Origin of the sequence: Asinibacterium sp. OR53 (assembly GCF_000515315.1) — a bacterium.
Lineage (GTDB): Bacteria > Bacteroidota > Bacteroidia > Chitinophagales > Chitinophagaceae > Sediminibacterium.
In genome coordinates, this window is the sequence record NZ_KI911562.1 from 1,945,832 (window position 1) to 1,965,946 (window position 20,115).

Here is a 20,115-nt window from a genome sequence, read left to right on the forward strand (position 1 = left end):
ATCATCATGAAAAAATTATTATTATCGTCCTGCCTTGCTTTAATGGCACTGATCAGTTTGTCTTTCATCAATTTTAAGAAAACGCCGAAAGTATTGGTGTTTGCACGTACCGTAAAATATCATCACGCTTCTATACCCAAGGGACTCGCAGCGATACAGCAATTGGGAAAAGAACATCATTTCGATGTGGATACTACTACCGATGCCAACCTGTTCACTGCCGATAACCTGAAAAAATATGCCGCAGTGGTATTCCTGAGCACCACAGGGGATGTGCTGAACGATGAACAACAAACTGCTTTTGAACAGTATATCCGTTCAGGTGGCGGTTTTGTAGGCGTGCATGCGGCCACTGATACTGAATACGATTGGCCCTGGTACAATCAACTGGTAGGAGCCTATTTCAAAAGTCACCCCAAGCAACAGGAAGCTGTGCTCCATATTGTAGATCATTCGCATCTTTCTACCAAACATTTACCGGCAGAGTGGAAGCGTAAAGACGAGTGGTATAATTTCAAAAGCATACAACCCAACCTGCACATACTGATCACCATCGATGAAAAATCTTATACAGGAGGAGAAAACGGCGATCTTCACCCTATGGCATGGTATCATGATTTTGATGGAGGGCATGCTTTTTATACAGAGTTGGGTCATACCGACGAATCCTATGCAGATCCATTGTACCTGCAACATTTGTACGGAGGCATTGCATCGGTAATGAAAAAATAGAGATCAATCCTTGTACATGAAAAGCAGTGATTCAAGAAGGCTTTCCTGGATAATCGGATGCGGACTTCTTTTGGGAGTAGCTTGCCAAATGCCAGGTAAAAAAACAACAACGCCGGTGTCAGACAGTTCCTGGGCGTTGTTAGGTTTCGAAAAACTCGATAGCGTTAATCCGGTGCTGGTGCCAGGTACCGGCCGGTTCATCGATCCCATACGTCAACAACCAATCTTTTGGGAAGAAAAAGATGTATTCAATCCTGCCATTGTAGTGCGCAATGATACCTTATACATGCTCTATCGTGCGCAGGACAAGATCGGATTGCCCGGTGGCACTTCTCGTATTGGATTGGCATACAGTACCGATGCAGTGCATTTTACGCGATTGGCCACACCGGTACTGTATCCAGATAAAGATGCCTATCAACAATATGAATGGGAAGGTGGCTGTGAAGATCCCAGGATCATAGAAGATGATAAAGGCATCTACTACATGACGTACACTGCTTTCGATGGTAAAACAGCCAGGTTAATGGTCGCGGTTTCAAATGATTTGCTGCATTGGACCAAACAGGGACCGGCTTTTGCAACCGCTTATGAGGGTAGGTACCTGAATGCATGGTCGAAATCGGGATCCATTGTATCACGGTACACAAATGGAAAGATCATCGCAACAAAGATTTATGGTAAATATTGGATGTATTGGGGCGATAAATTCATTTATGCAGCTACTTCAGATGACCTGGTTCACTGGACTCCTGTTGAAATGGATACCGGTGAACAACCTTCGGCTCCTTTAAAGGGAGAAGCGAAACAAACGCCACGGTTAAAAATTGTGGTGGCTACACGCGATGGTAAATTCGACTGCGATCTTGTAGAATCCGGCCCACCTGCCATGCTTACAGACAGCGGCATTTTGCTGATCTATAACAGCCGCAATATTCCTGCCATCGGCGATACGAGTTTGCCCGAAGGCACTTATGCAGCAGGACAGGCATTATTAAATAAAAACAACCCTTTGCAATTGAACAAAAGGTTGTCGAATCATTTCATGCACCCCGATAAGCCTTATGAAATCAATGGCCAGGTAAACCGGGTATGTTTTTTAGAGGGATTGGCTCAATTCCATAACCAGTGGTTTTTGTATTATGGCACAGCCGATTCCAAAATAGCAGTAGCGAGGTCCAGTTATTAATTGTGCACGTAATTCCTATGCATCAGCATTTTTCCAATGCCTGCAAAATATCCTCGAGGATATCGTCTTTGTGCTCAAGACCAACGCTGATGCGGATCAGTCCGGGCGTAATATTCACGGCCTGCCTTTCTTCTTCGCTAAGCTTGGCATGCGTGGTGCTCGCAGGATGCGAAGCAATGCTGCGTGTATCGCCGAGGTTGGCAGTCAATGATAAAATATCGAGCGCATCAAGGAACTTGCGGCCTGCTTCAACGCCTCCTTTCAGTTCAAAACATACGATCCCGCCACCGTTCTGCATTTGCTTTATAGCAATTGCATGCTGGGGATGACTTTTAAGGAAAGGATATTTGAGCCAGCTCAGCTTCGGATGTTTCTCGAGCTTTTCTGCGATATAGTGTGCATTGGCTGCATGGCGTTCCATGCGCACTTCGAGGGTTTCCATGCTGCGGCTCAATACCCATGCATTGAAAGGAGAGAGGGCGGGGCCGGTACTGCGGCAAAAAAGATAAATATCCTTGATCAGATCTTTGCGGCCAACTACCACACCACCCAAAACGCGTCCCTGTCCGTCGAGCCACTTGGTGGCGGAATGCACCACAAGATCAGCGCCATAGGCAATGGGCTGTTGAGCCACCGGGGTAGCGAAGCAATTATCTACATTCAGGATGATCTTATGCTTTTTAGCCAATTTGCCGATCATTTCCAGGTCCAGTATGTCAAGCCCCGGGTTGGTGGGCGTTTCAAGGTAGATCATCTTTGTATTGGGCCGGATGGCAGCTTCCCATTCGGCTTCAGTAGCCGTGGCGCTCACATAACTATGTTCAATGCCGAATTTGGGCAGGTATTTGGCAATCACCGTATGGGTGCTGCCGAAAATGGCATTGCATGACAGGAGATGGTCGCCCTGCTTCATCAAAGCCATGAAAGAGCCAAACACCGCGCTCATGCCCGATGCAGTGGCAAAGCCGGCTTCAGCGCCTTCCAGAACACAGACCCTGTCGGTAAACTCCTGTACACTGGGGTTGCTGAAACGACTGTAAATATTGTCGTCTGTTTCATCGGCAAAAGCAGCCCGCATCTCTTCTGCATTATCAAATGAAAAGCTACTGGTAAGGAACACAGGGGAGGAATGTTCCATTTCATTTGTCTGGTCAACACGGGTGCGGATGGCTTTGGTTTGAGGCCTCATGGGACGATTTTTGAAATATTTATGCAAATGTAACTCAACCATGCCCTTATTTTGCGTTGAAATGCGGAATTATCAGTATGAATGTGTTTAACTACCCCCAGCCCTTTACGCTCGAAAACGGAGTCGTTTTGCCCGAATTGCAGATTGCTTACCACACATATGGCAAGCTGAATGCCGATGGAAGCAATGTGGTATGGGTTTGTCATGCACTGACGGCTAATTCGGATTGTGTTGATTGGTGGAAGGGATTGATAGGTCCTTCCTGCCTCATCGACCCGGAGGAATACTTTATTGTTTGCGCCAATATATTAGGCTCCTGCTACGGAACCACCGGTCCAACAAGTATCAACCCCAAAACAGGAGCGCCTTATTATTCCGATTTTCCCACCGTTACCATCCGCGATATGGTAAAAGCCCATATCCTGCTGCGGGAAGCCCTGGGCATTGAAAAGATCGGTTTACTGATGGGCGGCAGCATGGGCGGTTACCAGGTGTTGGAATGGTGTATGATGGAACCCCGCAGGATCGAAAAATCCTTCCTGATTGCCACATCGCCTTCGGAAAGTGCCTGGGGCGTGGCAGTACATACAGCGCAACGGCTGGCGATTGAAGCCGATAATACCTGGCGCAACCACGATGCACATGCAGGTGCACAGGGACTCAAAGCCGCAAGGGCCATCGGCATGCTCACCTACCGCAACTATGGCATTTTCCAGGATACACAAACGGATCCCGACCCGGAGAAAATCGATCATTTCAGGGCTTCTTCCTATATCCAATACCAGGGCGAAAAACTGGCGAAGCGCTTCAATGCGTTCAGTTACTGGCTGCTGACCAAATCGATGGACAGTCACCACCTGGCCAGGGGAAGGGGCGGCGATCTGATCAGCGCATTGAATACCATTCAACAACCAACATTGATCATTGGTATCGATAGTGATATACTTTGTCCGTTGGCAGAGCAAAGATTCATGGCCGAACACATTCCGCATGCATCATTGATAGAGATCGGCTCTTCTTACGGACACGATGGCTTTATTATTGAAGCGAAGCAGATCACGGAGCATTTAAGTCATTGGCTGAAGCGTTGCTAGATGTCAGATTGTAAACAAAAGAATTCTAACAACTAATTTAAGTAGCTTTACAAAAAACGATTTCATGGGCATCTTGCGGCAGTTGGCAGAATACCTCTATATCAAGAAAAGAGATCCGAAAGAACCACTCACCAAGTGGATGAAATATATGCATGGCATGAACCGCATATCGCTCATCATGTTCATCATAGTGCTGATCATTGCTATTTTCAAACTCCTGATCTTACCGTTATTGCGACACTAGCGCAAACCGGTGTATGATGGTAGCAGCTTGTTCCGAAGCGTTGCCTCCTTCAGACAACAATGCTTTCAGCCTGGCATAATCTTCTTTTAATATTTGCAGATGCCGTTCATCGGTCAGCAGCAGGCGAAGTTCGCGGATGAGGTTGGGAACCGTGAGATCATCCTGTATGAGTTCTTTCACTACTGGTTTATCCATGATGAGGTTCACCAGTGAAATGTATTTTATTTTGATCAACTGTTTGGCGATCTGGTAACTGATATTGCTTCCTTTGTAACAAACCACTTCGGGTACGCCGAAGAGCGCAGTTTCTAAAGTAGCAGTGCCACTGGTAACCAGCGCGGCACGGGCCTGCAACAACAAAGAATAAGTTTCGTTGCGAACAACCGATACATTCGAACAGGGAGCAAGGAAGGGGGCGTAAAAACTTTCATCCTGTCCGGGTGCCTGCGCTACTACAAACTGGTAATCCGGAAAATGGGCCGCCACTTCCAGCATAATGGGAAGCTTCTTGCTGATCTCCTGTTTGCGGCTTCCGGGCAACAAAGCAATGATCTTTTTTTCGCTGCTGTGTCCACCGCGGGAAGCAATGGCCCGGTTCACTACTTCTACCAATGGATGGCCTACATAATCTACGGCCCAGTTCCATTTCGTACGGTAATAATCTTTCTCAAAGGGTAGTATGCAAAGCATTTTGTCGATGCTTTGTTTCATCTTTTTCACCCTGTTCTCTTTCCATGCCCATACCTGCGGCGAGATATAATACACCACTTTGAACCCCTGCTTTTTGGCCCAATGCGCGATGCGGAGGTTGAAGCCGGGATAATCGATGAGTACCAGCACATCGGGACGATAAGCGAGGATATCCTGTTTGCAGAACCGGATATTACCCAGGATCGTAGGCAGGTTCATAACCACTTCTGCAAAACCCATGAATGCCAGGTCACGGTAATGCTTGACCAGTGTGGCCCCTGCAGCCTGCATGAGATCGCCTCCCCAACAGCGGATATCGGCCGAAGCATCTTTTTGTAATAATTGTTTGATGAGGTTGCTGCCGTGCAGATCGCCACTGGCTTCGCCTGCAATAAGATAGTATTTCATCGGGCTGCAAAATACCGCTTTCAAAAGATTGTATGAGACTGTTTTTGCTGGAAGCAAATGTTAATGGATTTTTAAAAACTAAAAAAATAGTTGTTTAACTAAATAAATAGTTTTATGTTTGGATTCAATTAACACATCCCCCTAATGAGATCCTTAACAAAAGCAGAAGAACAGATCATGCAGAGCATCTGGCGGCTCAACAAAGCATTCCTCAAAGACATTGTGGAAGCACAGCCGGAACCACGGCCTCATTCCAATACGGTAGCCACCATTGTGAAAATACTGGTTGATAAAGGCTTTGTAGGCATTACGCCAATTGGCAGGGTACACCAGTATTATCCGCTGGTATCGAAAGAGGAGTACTCATCCAGTTATATCCGTAACATGGTGGAGGGCTACTTCGAAGGTTCTTTCAGCAACGCTGTTTCTTTTATGTTGAAACAGAAAGATATCAGTGTGAAAGAATTGGAGTTACTGCTGCAACAGCTCAAAAATAAAAAATCATAAAACCCTTTGCCATGCTTGCTATTGCTTATTATTTCCTGCAAGTGATCGTATGCAGTGCTGTTATGATGGGATATTACTGGCTGGTACTGCGTAATAAACGGTTTCACCAGTACAACCGCTTTTATTTGCTGGCCGTAGCGCTTTTATCCTGGACGGTTCCGCTGATCAAAATACAATGGAACAGGCCGCAGGCCAGTAACCAGGATATGATGCGATGGTTGTATGTGGTAGCCGATAGCAATTCGGAAATGGAAGAAACGATACAGCATAAAGGCTTTCTGTGGAACTGGGATACAGCAGCAGCACTCTATGTTGCAGTGGCGGGCCTTATCCTGCTGTTTGCCATCAAAACCCTGATACATTTGTATCGCTTGCTCAAAATGCATTCCTGTCGCAATGTAGAAGATGTTTACCTCATCCTTACCCGCGCCAAGGGAACCCCGTTTTCTTTCTTCCGGTATATTTTCTGGAATGAAGACATAGACCTGCGAAGCGAATCAGGTAAACAGATACTACAGCACGAATTAACGCATGTGCGCCAAAAACATTCGATAGATAAATTGTTTATGCAATTGGTATTGGTGCTGGGATGGTTTAATCCTTTCTTCTGGCTGCTGCGCCGCGAAATGGATATGATCCATGAATTCATTGCCGATAAGAAAGCCGTTGTGAATGGCGACACTGCCTCACTGGCGCAGATGCTACTCACAGCCGCTTACCCGCAACAACATTTTGCACTCACTAATCCATTCTTTTTTTCACCCATTAAAAGGAGGTTACAAATGCTCGCCAACAATAAAAACCCGAGGTTTACCTATGTAAGAAGGCTGGTGGTACTGCCGCTGCTGGCTGTAGTAGTAGTGCTCTTTGCTTTTCGTAACAAAGAAAGACATCAAGCCATATCGGTAGAAACCATGATAGACAATATGGTGAAAACCATTGTGAACGATGTAAGTAAAATCCCTGTGAAAGGCCTGGAAGATATCTCACCTGTATCGTATACATTGAATAAATCATACACCGTTGTGATCGATGCGGGTCATGGCGGACAAGACCGAGGTGCTGTTGGTGCCGACGGATCCATTGAAAAAGACATTGCGTTGGAACTGGCGCAAAAAATTAAATCCATGAACAGCAATGATCGTGTTAAGATCGTACTTACCAGGGAGAGCGATGTTTTTCAGCCGGTAACAGAAAAAGCGCAACTGGCGAATGCGCAACATCCCGATCTTTTTATTTCACTGCACTGCGATAACACAGCTTCCACTTCAACCCAAGGCATAGAGCTGTTGATTGCCGGTAAAGAAAAAGCGAAGGACTACCAGGCCAATTACAGACTGGCCAATTATATGGCGTCTTCACTCGAGGGAGTGAACAAACTCCGCGGCATACAATCCAGCCGCAAGGGCATCTGGGTATTGCAGGAAGTGAATTGCCCTTCTGTATTGATAGAAGCAGGGTTCATGTCTAACCAGGTAGATATGGCCAACCTGAAGAGCACTGCTTACCAGCAAAAAATGGCCGGCGCTATATTGACTGGTATCCAGCAATATTTATCGGCTCATGAAAATCAAACCACCTTCATTCCGGTAGATACTACCATAGGAGTGAAAGTAAAAGATACTGCGGCTCACCCTTTGTTTGTAGTTGACGGAGAAAAAATGGGACGGAAGGGATTGAAAGAATTAAAATTGGAGCCAAATAATATTGACAATATTAGTGTTTTAAAAGACGAGGCTGCTTCTGAAAAATATGGTGCGGAAGGCCGAAATGGGGTAATAGAAATAACCACAAAAAATAATCAGAATAAAAAGGTAAGTAATAGAGCTGATACACTGACCCCTGCTGAGTTTCCGGGAGGTGCTGATGGCTTCTCAAAATACCTGGGGAGAAGTGTAGACGCCAGCATACCGGTTAAAAAAGGAGCGCCTCCAGGTACTTATAAAGTATTCGTTTCTTTTGTTGTAGACAGGGATGGGAATGTGAGTGATGTCAAAGCTGAGAATGATCCGGGTTATGGAACTGCAAACGAAGCGATAAGAGTTGTTGCAAAAGGACCATCTTGGTTACCCGCCATGCAAAATGGAGTAAAAGTAACCAGCAGGTGTAGCCGGAAAGTTACATTCGTTATTGCAGAAGATTGAGCTGGTAATAGCATTTTCATTTTTTCTTTTTTCGCTTCTTTGAAGGATGATATATTTCAATAGCTTGTTTGATAAGTTGCAATAGTTCCTCTTGCTGAATATTAGCAGGGTCAACAACAGGTTCAGCGAATGCCAGCACTTTCTCTAAAGTGATATCTTTTGTATAAGGCGAACCTTTCAATACCGCGCCGAACATGCTTACAGCCGCAGCGAACTGGTAAGCATGTTCGGCTTTTTCAATTGCTATGGGTTGATAAGATGCCGTAAATGCATGATGCATAAAAGATGCACTGTCGGGAAGCTGGTAGCGTAAATCAATAGAGGCCAGGTTTTCTGTTGATGAATGAGTAGTTGCCGGTTCTATTTCAAACAAAGCCATCAGGGCATGTCCACTGCCGATTTCTCCGCCTTCCAATTCGCGGGTGCTATCGTTCAAAGCGGTTCTCTTGTTGTCAAAGCCAATCAGGCGATAGGTTTTGACAAGGCTGGGATTGAAGCGAACGGTAACCGTTGCATTCTTGGCAACAGCATACAATGTTTGTGTGAATTCGGTTACCAATACTTTTTGTGCTTCGCCCAAATGATCCAGATAAGCAAAATTGCCATTGCCTTTTTTAGCCAGCACTTCCAGCTTGCTGTCTTTGTAATTGCCCATGCCTACGCCCAGGCAAGTAAGGTAGATGCCGCTTTTGCGATATTGAACAATCAGGTCTTCCAGCTCTTTTTCCGATGATTGTCCCACGTTGAAATCCCCATCGGTAGCCAGTATCACCCTGTTGTTGCCATTGCGCATATAAGTATGCGAAGCCAATGCATAAGCCTGCTGGATGGCTCCGGCACCCGGTGTATCTCCCGCAGCACTCAGCGAATCAATGACTGCTTTGATCTTTTTCTTTTCTGCGCCTCCGGTCGGAGCCAGGGCTATACGTACATTACCGCCATAAGTCATGATACTGATGGTATCCTGCGGACGTAAATTATCTGCCAATAATTTGAATGCCGACTGCAGCAAAGGCAGCCGGTTGGACTTATCCATCGAGCCGGACACATCGATCAAAAAAACAAGATTGGAAGGAGGCACGCTGTCAAGTTGCAATTGCGGTGCATGAATATGAAGAAACAGCAGTTGATGTTCCTGCTGCCAGGGGCAGGAAGTAACGGTTGTCTGGCAGGTAAAGGCACGTGAATTTTCAGCAGCGGGATAACTGAAATAATTGAGCATTTCTTCAATACGGATCGCATGCACGGGCACCCGCATGTTGTTGTGAATGAAACGGCGGATATTGCTGTAGGAAGCTTTGTCGATGTTCAATGCAAAACCCGTTTCGGGATATTGTGATGCCCGGATAAAACGGTTTTCTACGATGTCGCTATAACTCTCGCCCAATACAGCCGCAGGTAAAGCGGTTTCTGTTTGAAGATGGTTGGTGAGAGAGCTGAGCCTGGACCGGTAAAAATTTGCCAGCTCGGGCTGCATTTTCAAAACGAAGAACTGGGGCTTCCTGGTATCGATGGCAGTACGCAGGGTATCATAACCTTCGTAAGACAATGTGATGGTATCAATGAGCCTGGAAGAAGGGATGCCAAAGCTGCCCAGGTTGCCGGTATAATATGGATAAGTGCCTGTACTGGCCAGTTGTATGCGTACGCCCTGTAATAAATGCCCCTGCTCATCCCTTACTTCACCACGCAGGTAGTTCTGCCCCATAAGCAGGCAGGGAAAAGAACAAGCAAGTAATAACCAGGCGACAGCTTTCATCTGTTTGCATGGATTTACTACAATTTACTGAAAAAAACGCGTATTTACACGCTAGGCTTCTGTTGCGAGCTGGTATAATTCGCGGATATTCCTGCCCAGACCATCGTAATCGAGACCATAACCTACCACAAATTTGTTGGGGATGGAAAAACAGCAATAATCAATTTGTATAGGAAATACAGTGGCATCGGGCTTGTGCAGCAGCACTGCAATTTTCAAGGAAGCCGGCTGTTGGTTGCGTATCTGTGGCAGGAACTCATTCATGGTCTTGCCGGTATCGATGATATCTTCCAGTATCACTACATGTCTGTCGGTAATATCGATATCCAGTCCAATAGCCGTGATCACATGCCCGGTAGATTTGGTGCCTTTGTAAGAAGCCAGCTTAATGAAACTGATCTCTGCATCGATATGCAGCTCCTTGAACAGGTCGGATGCGAACATGAAGGAACCGTTCAGTATGGCAATGAACAAAGGCTTCTTGCCGGCATAATCCCGGTTCAATTCATCCGCCAGCGCTTTAATCTTTTCCAGTATCAATGATTCGGGCAGATAAGAAATGAAGGATTTATCGTGAACAGTAATCACTGACATAAGCAGTTATTTAGAAGCTTTGGTTGATTTGGCCACAACAGGACCGGCAGCGCGAAGGTTTAATTTCTGGCCAGCAGAAAGCCGGGTATCTTTTTTCAGGTTGTTGTATTCCATCAGGCTCTCCATCCTTACGCCTTCTTTCTGTGCAATATCATAGAGGCTTTCATTTTCGGACACAATGTGAATGTCGGTAGCGCCTCTTTTCATTTTTCTTTCCAGGAAGAGTAATCTGTCGGTATCAAGCACATCCATCTCTTTCAGCTCATTGAAATCCAGCAATTTGCCCAGGCTGATATCGTATTGTCCGGCCAAAGCCAGCAGGGATGTACCTTCTGCGGCGTAGATCACTTTGGTATGGTTGATAGTAAAAATGGTTCCCGCAGGATAATTAGAAGGCTGGACTTTTTTGCTTGTAACAGTGGAAGCATGTGGTAAGTTTTCTTCTGCATGATCTTCTTCCATTGTTTCCTCTGTTACAGTAGTCTTGGTGGGAGCAAGATTAATAGAACCGGGAACAGCATCTTCAGAAACTGCTTTAACAGATGCAGTTGTATTAGAAGCAGGCGTTCCGTTTTTGATCCTGTCGAGGGCTACGAGATTGTATTTGTGCAGATCATAATCGTTGATGAGTTTCAGCAGGCGCTGCGGGTAATCGCGCTCTGTGGCATAGCCAGCTTTTTTCAAACCATAAGCCCATCCTGCATCGTCGGTGGGATCGAGTTTGAAAAGATCGGTATAATAGGGCCTGTTCTTCAGAAAGTCGGAATGATCGCGATAGGATGCTGCAGCAGATGCGTAAACGCGAAAACATTCCCCGCGCTCATCATCGTCGTGGTAGGTTTTGGGACCAGTCCATTCCGTTTTGCATTTGATGCCGAAATGGTTGTTCGATTTTTGCGCCAGCTCACTTTCGCCGTAATCCGATTCCAGTATGCCCTGCGCCAGGGTAATGGATGCCGGCACGCCCGACCGGATCATTTCGGCAATAGCCAGTTCTTTATAAGTATTGATATAAGTCGTTGCCCTTTCGCTCTGCGACATAGCCGCGTTGAAACATAAGCCCAGACATACCAACAAAATCAGTTTCTTCATCATGCCTATTTCTTTTTTATAAGGAGCAAACCATCCCTGACGGTTAATAAAATTTGTTCTGTTCTGGGATCCTGCTTCACATGCTCATTGAAAGCCTGGATCGCTTTGGCATTTTTACCTTTTATGGGTTCTTCCAATACTTCGCCATGAAAGAGCACATTGTCGGCCAGTATAATGCCGCGGTCGTTCAGGCGGGGAACCACCAGCTCGTAATAATCGATATAGCCGGTTTTATCTGCATCGATGAACACCAGGTCCCATTTCCTGTCAATCCGGGGTATCAGCTCCAGCGCGTTGCCCGTATGTAAATGTATCTGGTTGCCTTTTTCACTCCTGGCAAAATACCCACGGGCAGTTTGAGCGTCCTCTTCCCTTAACTCCAGGGTATGCAACTCACCATCTGGCGACAAACCCTGTGCCAGGTAGAGGCCACTGTAGCCAACGAAAGTCCCTACCTCTAAAACGTATTTGGGACGCAGAATAGTACTGATGAAGGCTAATAATTTTCCCTGCACATGTCCGCTCAGCATATTCGACTGCGGGTGATTGCGCATGGTAAATTCATTGATCTCCTGCATCAACGCTTCTTCGGGCGATGTATACTGCAGCGCATAAGCATCAACGAGGGGGGAGATCATATCCATTGCGCAAATATCTATGCTTTTTGCTTAACAGCAGGGCTTGAAATGAGCCACAGGCCTGTAAAAGTGATCAACCCGTTGATGATCAGGAGTTCCAGTCCGATCTCAAAAGAGCCGAAAAGTGCTTTCTGGTATTTGTCAATCACCAGGCATAGCAATGGCGAGAGTATACAAACGAGGGGTACCAGCCGGTCCTGCACATTTCTTTTGAGCAGTATGCCGAAAGTGAAAAGACCCAGCAGGGGACCATAAGTATAAGCAGCCACTTTCAATATCACGCCGATCATACTGCTGCTGTCTACCCACTTGTACACCATTACAAAAAGCAGGAAGAGACAGGCAACGCCCAGGTGTATGCGCTGGCGGATCTTTTTCTTTTGTGCATCATTCCAATCGTTACGCCTTTGCATACCCAGGATATCGATACAGAAGGAAGAAGTGAGCGCGGTAATGGCACCATCGGCACTGGGGAACAGGGCCGAGATCAGTGCGATGATAAAGATCACAGATACCATTTTAGGCATGTGATTCAGGGCAATCGCAGGGAAGAGTGCATCTCCGGTAGCTGTTACCTGTTGCGTTCCGGCAAACAGGTAGAGGAGTCCGCCGAGGAACAGGAACAAAAAGATCACCACCAGCATGATGAAACCCAGGGTAACCACATTTTTCTGAGAGTCTTTCAATGTTTTAACCGAAATGTTTTTCTGCATCATTTCCTGGTCCATCCCCGTCATGGTAATGGTAACGAAAGCGCCGGCCAGGATCTGTTTTAAAAAGAAGAACTTGCTGTGTGGGTCGGTGAAGAAAATCCTGTCATACCCTTTTTCACGCATAGCAGCCAAACTTTCGCCCACACCCAGGTGCAGGTGATTCAGGATATAATAGACACAGATCACAAGGCCCAGCAACATGCAGGAGGTCTGCAGTGTATCAGTCCATACAATGGTCTTCACCCCCCCTTCATAAGTGTACAGCAATATCATGGCCAGTATGATGAGTGTGGTGAGCCAGAAGGGAACATGAAAACTTTCCAGGATGGCATCCTGTAATATTTTTACCACCAGGTATAACCTTGCCGTGGCGCCGAGGGTGCGTGAAAGGATGAAAAAAGAAGCGCCTGTTTTATAAGATGTGAAACCCAGGCGGCTGCTCAGGTAATTGTAAATAGAAGTGAGGTTGAGCCGGTAATACAATGGCAATAAAACAAAAGCGATCACTAAATAACCCAGCAGGTAACCCAGGGTGATCTGGAAATAAGCAAACGATTCCCGGGCCACAGCACCGGGTACGCTTACGAACGTAACACCGCTCAGCGATGTGCCGATCATGCCAAACGCAACCAGCATCCAGTTGCTGTTCCGGTTACCAATAAAAAAAGAATCGTTGTTGCTGTTCCTGCCGGTGTACCAGGCTACTACCAGCAATATCAAAAAATAACCTATAACAAAAGAAAAGAGCAGAAGGGGAGACATCTATATTTGGTTTAAGTAAAGATAATGCACAAGACTATATCCAATTCTCTTACTTTGTTGACAAAATTGCGGTATGCAGGAGAAGCGAATAGCCGTTTTCTGTGGCTCGAAAAGCGGATCGGATCCTCTTTTTGAGCAGGATGCGAAAGCGTTGGGCAGGCTTATGGCCGAACGTAATATCACATTGGTGTATGGTGGTGGCAACAAAGGACTGATGGCTGCTGTGGCCAATGCCGTTATGGATGGCGGCGGGAAAGTGATCGGTGTAATACCGGAACTCTTACTGACCTGGGAACACCACCACGAAGGGATCACAGAATTGCATGTAGTATCCGATATGCACACGCGCAAGAAAATGATGTATGATCTCTGCGATATGGCGGTGGTATTGCCGGGAGGAAATGGTACACTCGATGAATTGTTTGAGATGCTTACCTGGAATACTTTACAGATACACAACAAAAAAATAATCCTGCTGAATACAGCAGGATTTTACGATACACTGGTGACACATCTTCAAGCCATGTGGCAAAAAGGATTCCTTTATGAGAACTGGCAGGAAAGACTGCTGGTATATGATACTCCCGCAGCGGCCATCAGCGCTTTTTATTGAGATAAATGCCAAAGCCTGCTCTGAAAACGGGCAGCGGATCATTGTAGCTGTCGCGATAAGGCGAGTTGGCATTTTGCAGCACATCGATCATCAGGGTGATGTACTGGTATTGCCTGCCAATGATCCTGGCACCGTAACCAACGCCCAGTAACAAACTGGCTGCGTTGAAATGATAGGTAACGCTGGGCTGCGATCCCACTTTCTGTGAAGAATTGATCCAGTTATATTCGGGCTGTACCTGCAGGTGCAGGAAGCTTACCGGCCATATTCTCAAAAAAGTACCGCCACCGAAATTAAAATTTCTGTAACGGGTAGGATCATAATCAGATGCATTCTGTGAAAAATAATTGACATTGAAAGCGAGGCCGCAATCAAGCCAGTTATTGATGCTGTAACCAATCTCCGGGTTCAGTCCCACATTGAATGAACGACTGGCAAACCCGAGGTTGAGGCTGGTGCCCAGAAAGATATTCTCTCTTTTGAATTTTCCTTTTTGTTCTGTTTCAGTGCTGTCTTGTGCAAAAAGTCCCGCACACAAGAGCAATGTTAAACAGGTGATCAATCCTTTTTTCATCATCATTGGATTTAAGACAAATCTACACCTCCTTTAATTGAGGTCGAATATTTTACCGGCGTTTAAAATATTATTAGGGTCGAATACTTTTTTGATCTCGCGCATCAGGTGCAGGTTGGCTTCCCTGAAAACAGTATGGAGATAGGGTTTTTGTATCAGTCCTATACCGTGTTCACCGCTGATGGTACCACCCAGGCTTTTCACCAGTTCAAACAATGCCTGCAAAGCGGCGGTCATCTCTGCATTGCCGTGACTGTTTTTAATCGTAGGATGGTTGATGCGTATGTGCAGGTTACCGTCCCCGGCATGTCCATAACATACTGCATGAAACCCATATTGTTTGCCTAATTGCTTCACACCTTTGATGAGTGCAGGCAATTCGGCCCTGGGCACTACCGCATCTTCTTCAATGGTATAGCCCGATGTTTTCACCGCTTCGGCTACACGGCGGCGCAGTTTCCACAATTCAGTTTTTTGCTGGGCATCATCGGCAAAAAATACTTCCCCTGCTTCGAATTGCGTGAGCAATTCGGCAATGGCTTCCATCTCGCCCATGAGCACATCCATGTTATTGCCATCTACTTCAATGATCAGGTGCGCGGCAATATCGTCATTCACCGGAACAGCGCTGCTGTCTACAAACTGGCTCACAATTTTCAATGCATCGATTTCTACCAGTTCCAATCCGCTGGGCACAAAGCCTGCACGGAAAATAGCACTCACCGCTTCGCTGGCTTTTTCCAGGGAAGCAAAGGGCACCAGCATCAGCAGATCATATTTGGGTAAGGGTATCAGCTTCAACACGATCTTGGTAACGATGCCCAATGTGCCTTCGCTGCCTACGAGCAACTGCGTAAGGTTATAACCGGTTGAATTCTTCAATACATTGGCGCCCGTCCAGATGATCTCGCCATTGGGCAATACCACCTCGAGGTTCAGCACATAATCTTTCACCACACCATATTTCACCGCTTTGGGGCCGCCGCTGTTCTCGGCAATATTGCCGCCAATAAAACAACTACCGCGACTGCTGGGGTCGGGTGGATAGAAAAGCCCTTTTTCTTTCACTGCATTTTGCAATACTTCAGTGATCACACCCGGCTCGGTAGTTACCTGCAGGTTGCGTTCATCTATTTCCAGGATGCTATTCATCCGTTCGCTTGAAAGCAGTACACCGCCTAAATGTGGCAGTGCACCACCACTCAATCCGGTTCCGGCACCCCTTGGGGTAACAGGGATATGATATTCATTGCACAAACGCATGATAGCCGCTATTTCCTCCGCAGTACGGGGTTTCAGTACCACTTCGGGGAGATAGGATAAATGTTCTGTTTCATCATGACCGTAATGGGTTAGGGTTTCCTCATCGGCCAGTACAAACTGTTCTCCTATGATGGCTTTGAATTGTTTCAAATGATCGGTAGTCACTAATCCTTTCGGCGCCACAGCCCGCATATATTTTTTTTGTAAAAATAGATGCTTAACAGGAGAACTAAGGGGCGATTAACATTGTTTGCGGCAATTTTTTTTACAAATCGTTTAATTTTTCAATGGTATGCATGCAAAAAACTACAAAGCAGCTTCAGTTTTTTTGAAATTATACAGTAATCGGTAAAAACAATTGATAAAGTCCAACGTGTAAGACCCACATAATGAAATGATCACAACGGGCAAACACTTACTTTTGTCTGCTAACAAACGATTGTTCGTATTATGCTGAGTACCCCTATTATGCTGTCAGACAAAACACTGGTTTCCCTGGGTCTTGGATCCTGCCGGTCGGTTCATTACCAGCTTTCACCTGAAGAGTTGACCGAACAGACCATATTACGCGGACAGGGACTTTTAAGCGATACCGGCGCTTTGTGTATCCATACCGGTGAATTCACCGGCCGCAGTCCGCTCGACAAATTCACCGTTAAAGATGCCATCACCGAAAACACGGTTGACTGGAATAATTTCAACATACCCATCGAAGAAAAATATTTTCACCAACTCAGAAAAAAGCTGCTCGATTACCTGAACCGCCAGCCGGAAGTATGGATCAGGGACGCTTATGCCTGTGCCGATCCGGCTTATCGTATAAACATACGGGTCATCAATGAGCAGCCGTCTTGCAATCTCTTTGCGCATAATATGTTCCTGCGCCCAGAAGAGCGCGAACTGGAGGGCTTTCAGGCCGACTGGCATATTATCCATGCACCCGGCTTCAAAGCCGACCCCGCAGTAGATGGCACCAGGCAACACAATTTTGCGGTGATCTCTTTTACACATAAAGCCATTCTTATTGGCGGTACCGGTTATACCGGCGAGATCAAGAAAGGTATTTTCACCATCCTTAATTATATATTACCACAAAACAGGCAGGTGTTGAGCATGCACTGCAGCGCCAACATGGGGGAGAAAGGCGATGTAGCCATTTTCTTTGGATTGAGTGGCACAGGCAAGACTACACTCAGTGCCGACCCAGACCGCAAACTGATCGGGGATGATGAACATGGATGGACCAACCAGGGCGTTTTCAATTTTGAAGGCGGCTGTTATGCCAAAACCATTGACCTGAGTGAAGAAAAAGAACCGGAAATTTACCACGCCATCCGCCCCGGCGCATTGGTAGAAAATGTGGGCTTCATTAATGGAACCCGCCGCATTGATTTTGCCAGCAAAGCCATCACAGAGAATACACGGGTATCATATCCTTTACATTATATCAGCAACGCACAGGAACCTGCTATGGGGGGCTTACCTAAAAATATATTCTTTCTCACTTGCGATGCCAATGGCGTACTGCCACCCATTAGTAAGCTGAACCCCGGTCAGGCCATGTACCAGTTCATCAGCGGTTATACGGCTAAAGTGGCGGGAACAGAAGCCGGTGTTACAGAACCCAAATCAACTTTCAGCGCCTGTTTCGGTGCACCCTTCCTGCCTTTGCACCCCGGTCGTTATGCTGAAATGCTCGGCGAAAAAATGAAAGCCCATCGCGTGAATGTGTGGATGGTGAATACCGGATGGAGTGGCGGATGTTGTGGTGCGGGTAATCGCGTGAAACTGTCATACACAAGGGCCATGATCACTGCGGCATTGAACGGACAACTCGATTACGCACAATACAAAGCGCACCCGGTATTCGGTATGATGATACCCGATGCATGCCCCGGCGTGCCATCAGAAATTTTAGATCCACGCAGCACCTGGGCCGATCAAACTGCCTATGATGCGAAATGTAAAGACCTGGCCAGGCAATTCATTAAAAACTTTGAAAAATATGCGGGAGGTGTCAGCGAAGAAATACTGGCTGCGGCGCCTACACCCTAAAAAATAATTGTCCCGCAGCGGGACAAGAACTCGGTCTCTTCGATTGCTTTGTTTGTTACGCGAAACTCCACCACCCGGTGGAGTTTTATTTTAGAAAAGTCCAAACAACATGCCATCTACCTTACCAATGATCTCTCCGAAATGTTCTTCATTTTCCGCAAACTTGTTTTTGTCGCAGTCGATCACCAGCAGGGGACCTTCTTTATAACTTTCAATCCACTTGTTGTAATATTCATTGAGTCTTTTCAGGTAGTCGAGGCGAATGTTCTCTTCGTATTCGCGGCCTCTTTTTTGTATTTGCGCAACCAGTGTGGGTACGGAAGCTTTGAGGTAGATGAGCAGGTCGGGTGGCTGCACCATTGTTTTCAAAGTCTGGAAGAATAAGAAATAGTTATCGAAATCGCGTTTGCTCATCAAACCCATTTCATGCAGGTTGGGAGCGAATATATTGGCGTCTTCATAGATGGTACGGTCCTGTATCACGGTTTCGGTACCATGGTGTATATCGAGTAATTGGTTGAGGCGACTGTTCAGGAAAAATATCTGCAGGTTGAAACTCCAACGCGGCATGTCCTCGTAAAAATCCATCAGGTAAGGATTGTGGTCCACATCTTCAAACTGGGGAATCCAACGGTAATGCTTGCTCAGCATTTCAGTTAAAGTAGTTTTACCGGCGCCGATATTGCCGGCTACAGCAACATGCTTGGGTTTTTTTAGTTTGGCCATAGGAGTGAATGTACGAAGATTTTATATTACCATCAGGCGTAATTCATGCCTATGGCCTGCCTTACGAGTTTCAATGTTTCAGCAGCGCTGTGCCTTGCTTTTTCTGCTCCCTGGCGGATGATCCGCGACAGAAGTTCCTGGTTGTTTTGGATATCAGCTGCTTTTTCACGGATAGGTGCAATGAATGCCGCCATGTCTTCTGCCAACTGCTTTTTCATGTCGCCATAACGGATAACGGTATGGCCTGAACTGCTGGCATTGTAATCATCTTCAAATTTCTGTACGGTATCGGGTGTACTTACCAAACGCATCAACGTAAAGAGGTTCTCTATATAATCGGGCTTCGTCGAATTGGGTTCGGAAGGTCCCTGGTCTGTTTTGGCTTTCATGATCTTTTTACGGATCAGGTCTCCATCATCTGCCAGGTAAAGCGTATTCATCTGGTTTTCGCTTTTGCTCATTTTACCATTGCCATCGAGACTCATGATCTTCACCAGCTCGCCGCCATAATTAAAAGCATAAGGCGCCGGCAATACTTCTCCATAACGGTGGTTGAACCGTTCGGCAAAATTGCGTGCTATCTCCAGGTGCTGCTCCTGGTCTTTACCCACCGGCACTTTTACCGCACGGTGGATTAAAATATCTGCGGCCATCAATACCGGGTAAGTGAGCAATCCTGCATTGACGTTATCGGGCTGCAAACGTACTTTGTCTTTGAAAGTAGGCGTTTTCTCCAGCTCGCCTTTGTATGCAAGCATGTTGAGATAAAGATAGAGCTCGGCTATTTCATGGATGTCGCTTTGGATGTAAAGCGATACTTTTTCAGGATCGAGTCCGCACGCGATGTTTTCAGCGATCACCCGGTGAACGCTTGCTTTCAATTCAGAAGTATCGGGGTGGGTAGTAAGGCTATGCCAGTTGGCCACAAAAAAATAGCAGTTATACTCGTGCTGCATGCGAACATAATTGCGCATGGCACCGAAATAATTTCCCAGGTGTAAAAAACCGGTCGGCCTGATGCCGCTTACTACTACCTCTTTTGTCATAAGCTGCGAAGATAAGTAATCAGTTGTTAGGTCAGTTGTAAGTTGTTAGTTGTTAGTTGTCAGATTATATATTTTGTACGGAT

The 20,115-nt window shown here is 46.3% G+C and carries 19 protein-coding genes; 8 read left to right on the forward strand and 11 right to left on the reverse strand.

Going from position 1 to position 20,115, the window contains the following annotated elements:
- Positions 1-6: 6 nt before the first annotated feature.
- Together SEDOR53_RS0108655 and SEDOR53_RS0108660 are read left to right on the forward strand one after the other, a co-directional pair.
- Entirely contained in the window at positions 7-732 is a 726-nt protein-coding gene (locus SEDOR53_RS0108655) for a ThuA domain-containing protein (RefSeq protein WP_026769374.1), read from the forward strand.
- 115 nt (positions 733-847) lie between these two features.
- Positions 848-1,921, forward strand: a complete 1,074-nt coding sequence (locus SEDOR53_RS0108660) for a glycoside hydrolase family 130 protein (protein ID WP_198018859.1) — start codon at positions 848-850, stop codon at positions 1,919-1,921.
- Between the two features lie 22 nt (positions 1,922-1,943).
- Here the strand turns inward: SEDOR53_RS0108660 and SEDOR53_RS0108665 are convergent, their stop codons facing one another.
- Complete coding sequence (locus tag SEDOR53_RS0108665) at positions 1,944-3,110, reverse strand: PLP-dependent aspartate aminotransferase family protein (RefSeq protein ID WP_026769376.1); 1,167 nt, start codon at positions 3,108-3,110, stop codon at positions 1,944-1,946.
- A 77-nt stretch (positions 3,111-3,187) separates the two neighbouring features.
- Here SEDOR53_RS0108665 and metX point away from each other — a divergent pair, with 77 nt between their 5' ends.
- Together metX and SEDOR53_RS0108675 are read left to right on the forward strand one after the other, a co-directional pair.
- Positions 3,188-4,204 (forward strand): homoserine O-acetyltransferase, encoded by a 1,017-nt coding sequence (gene metX, locus SEDOR53_RS0108670; RefSeq protein WP_037360858.1) that lies wholly within the window; start codon positions 3,188-3,190, stop codon positions 4,202-4,204.
- A 64-nt stretch (positions 4,205-4,268) separates the two neighbouring features.
- The gene (locus tag SEDOR53_RS0108675) at positions 4,269-4,448 is read left to right on the forward strand and encodes a DUF6728 family protein (RefSeq protein WP_026769378.1); all 180 of its coding nucleotides are present in this window, start codon (positions 4,269-4,271) and stop codon (positions 4,446-4,448) included.
- On the opposite strand, the gene lpxB is transcribed toward SEDOR53_RS0108675, so the two are convergent.
- Positions 4,434-5,546 carry a lipid-A-disaccharide synthase gene (gene lpxB / locus SEDOR53_RS0108680; RefSeq protein ID WP_026769379.1) on the reverse strand — a complete coding sequence of 371 codons (1,113 nt, stop codon included), beginning with the start codon at positions 5,544-5,546 and terminating at the stop codon, positions 4,434-4,436. The genes SEDOR53_RS0108675 and lpxB overlap by 15 nt on opposite strands.
- Before the next feature lie 144 nt (positions 5,547-5,690).
- On the opposite strand from lpxB, the gene SEDOR53_RS0108685 reads away from it, so the two are divergent.
- Both SEDOR53_RS0108685 and SEDOR53_RS0108690 read left to right on the forward strand, forming a co-directional pair.
- On the forward strand, positions 5,691-6,053 hold the full coding sequence (locus tag SEDOR53_RS0108685) for a BlaI/MecI/CopY family transcriptional regulator (protein WP_026769380.1): 363 nt from the start codon (positions 5,691-5,693) through the stop codon (positions 6,051-6,053).
- Positions 6,054-6,064: 11 nt separating this feature from the next.
- Positions 6,065-8,197: an N-acetylmuramoyl-L-alanine amidase gene (locus SEDOR53_RS0108690; RefSeq protein ID WP_026769381.1), complete on the forward strand. Its 2,133-nt coding sequence runs from the start codon at positions 6,065-6,067 to the stop codon at positions 8,195-8,197.
- Positions 8,198-8,213: 16 nt separating this feature from the next.
- Here the strand turns inward: SEDOR53_RS0108690 and SEDOR53_RS17515 are convergent, their stop codons facing one another.
- From SEDOR53_RS17515 to SEDOR53_RS0108715, 5 genes are read right to left on the reverse strand one after another with little or no spacing between them, the layout of a single operon-like run.
- Positions 8,214-9,956, reverse strand: coding sequence for a VWA domain-containing protein (locus tag SEDOR53_RS17515; RefSeq protein ID WP_051416560.1), 1,743 nt, complete (start codon positions 9,954-9,956; stop codon positions 8,214-8,216).
- A 51-nt stretch (positions 9,957-10,007) separates the two neighbouring features.
- A complete protein-coding gene (gene hpt / locus SEDOR53_RS0108700) occupies positions 10,008-10,550 on the reverse strand; it encodes a hypoxanthine phosphoribosyltransferase (RefSeq protein WP_026769382.1) in 543 nt (180 codons plus the stop codon).
- Positions 10,551-10,556: 6 nt separating this feature from the next.
- Positions 10,557-11,645 carry a glucosaminidase domain-containing protein gene (locus SEDOR53_RS18550; protein ID WP_051416561.1) on the reverse strand — a complete coding sequence of 363 codons (1,089 nt, stop codon included), beginning with the start codon at positions 11,643-11,645 and terminating at the stop codon, positions 10,557-10,559.
- Between the two features lie 2 nt (positions 11,646-11,647).
- Positions 11,648-12,286, reverse strand: coding sequence for an O-methyltransferase (locus tag SEDOR53_RS0108710; protein ID WP_026769383.1), 639 nt, complete (start codon positions 12,284-12,286; stop codon positions 11,648-11,650).
- A gap of 11 nt (positions 12,287-12,297) precedes the next feature.
- The gene (locus SEDOR53_RS0108715) at positions 12,298-13,755 is read right to left on the reverse strand and encodes a sodium:solute symporter (protein WP_026769384.1); all 1,458 of its coding nucleotides are present in this window, start codon (positions 13,753-13,755) and stop codon (positions 12,298-12,300) included.
- A gap of 73 nt (positions 13,756-13,828) precedes the next feature.
- On the opposite strand from SEDOR53_RS0108715, the gene SEDOR53_RS0108720 reads away from it, so the two are divergent.
- Positions 13,829-14,368, forward strand: a complete 540-nt coding sequence (locus SEDOR53_RS0108720; RefSeq protein ID WP_026769385.1) for a TIGR00730 family Rossman fold protein — start codon at positions 13,829-13,831, stop codon at positions 14,366-14,368.
- On the opposite strand, the gene SEDOR53_RS17525 is transcribed toward SEDOR53_RS0108720, so the two are convergent.
- The gene (locus SEDOR53_RS17525; RefSeq protein ID WP_051416562.1) at positions 14,352-14,942 is read right to left on the reverse strand and encodes a hypothetical protein; all 591 of its coding nucleotides are present in this window, start codon (positions 14,940-14,942) and stop codon (positions 14,352-14,354) included. The genes SEDOR53_RS0108720 and SEDOR53_RS17525 overlap by 17 nt on opposite strands.
- Before the next feature lie 33 nt (positions 14,943-14,975).
- Positions 14,976-16,397, reverse strand: a complete 1,422-nt coding sequence (locus SEDOR53_RS0108730; RefSeq protein ID WP_037360862.1) for an FAD-binding oxidoreductase — start codon at positions 16,395-16,397, stop codon at positions 14,976-14,978.
- A gap of 258 nt (positions 16,398-16,655) precedes the next feature.
- On the opposite strand from SEDOR53_RS0108730, the gene pckA reads away from it, so the two are divergent.
- Positions 16,656-18,260: a phosphoenolpyruvate carboxykinase (ATP) gene (gene pckA, locus SEDOR53_RS0108735; RefSeq protein ID WP_051416563.1), complete on the forward strand. Its 1,605-nt coding sequence runs from the start codon at positions 16,656-16,658 to the stop codon at positions 18,258-18,260.
- A 90-nt stretch (positions 18,261-18,350) separates the two neighbouring features.
- Here pckA and SEDOR53_RS0108740 read toward each other — a convergent pair whose 3' ends face one another.
- Together SEDOR53_RS0108740 and trpS are read right to left on the reverse strand one after the other, a co-directional pair.
- A complete protein-coding gene (locus SEDOR53_RS0108740) occupies positions 18,351-18,986 on the reverse strand; it encodes a deoxynucleoside kinase (RefSeq protein ID WP_026769388.1) in 636 nt (211 codons plus the stop codon).
- A gap of 32 nt (positions 18,987-19,018) precedes the next feature.
- Positions 19,019-20,032 carry a tryptophan--tRNA ligase gene (gene trpS, locus SEDOR53_RS0108745; protein WP_026769389.1) on the reverse strand — a complete coding sequence of 338 codons (1,014 nt, stop codon included), beginning with the start codon at positions 20,030-20,032 and terminating at the stop codon, positions 19,019-19,021.
- Between the last annotated feature and the right edge of the window lie 83 nt (positions 20,033-20,115).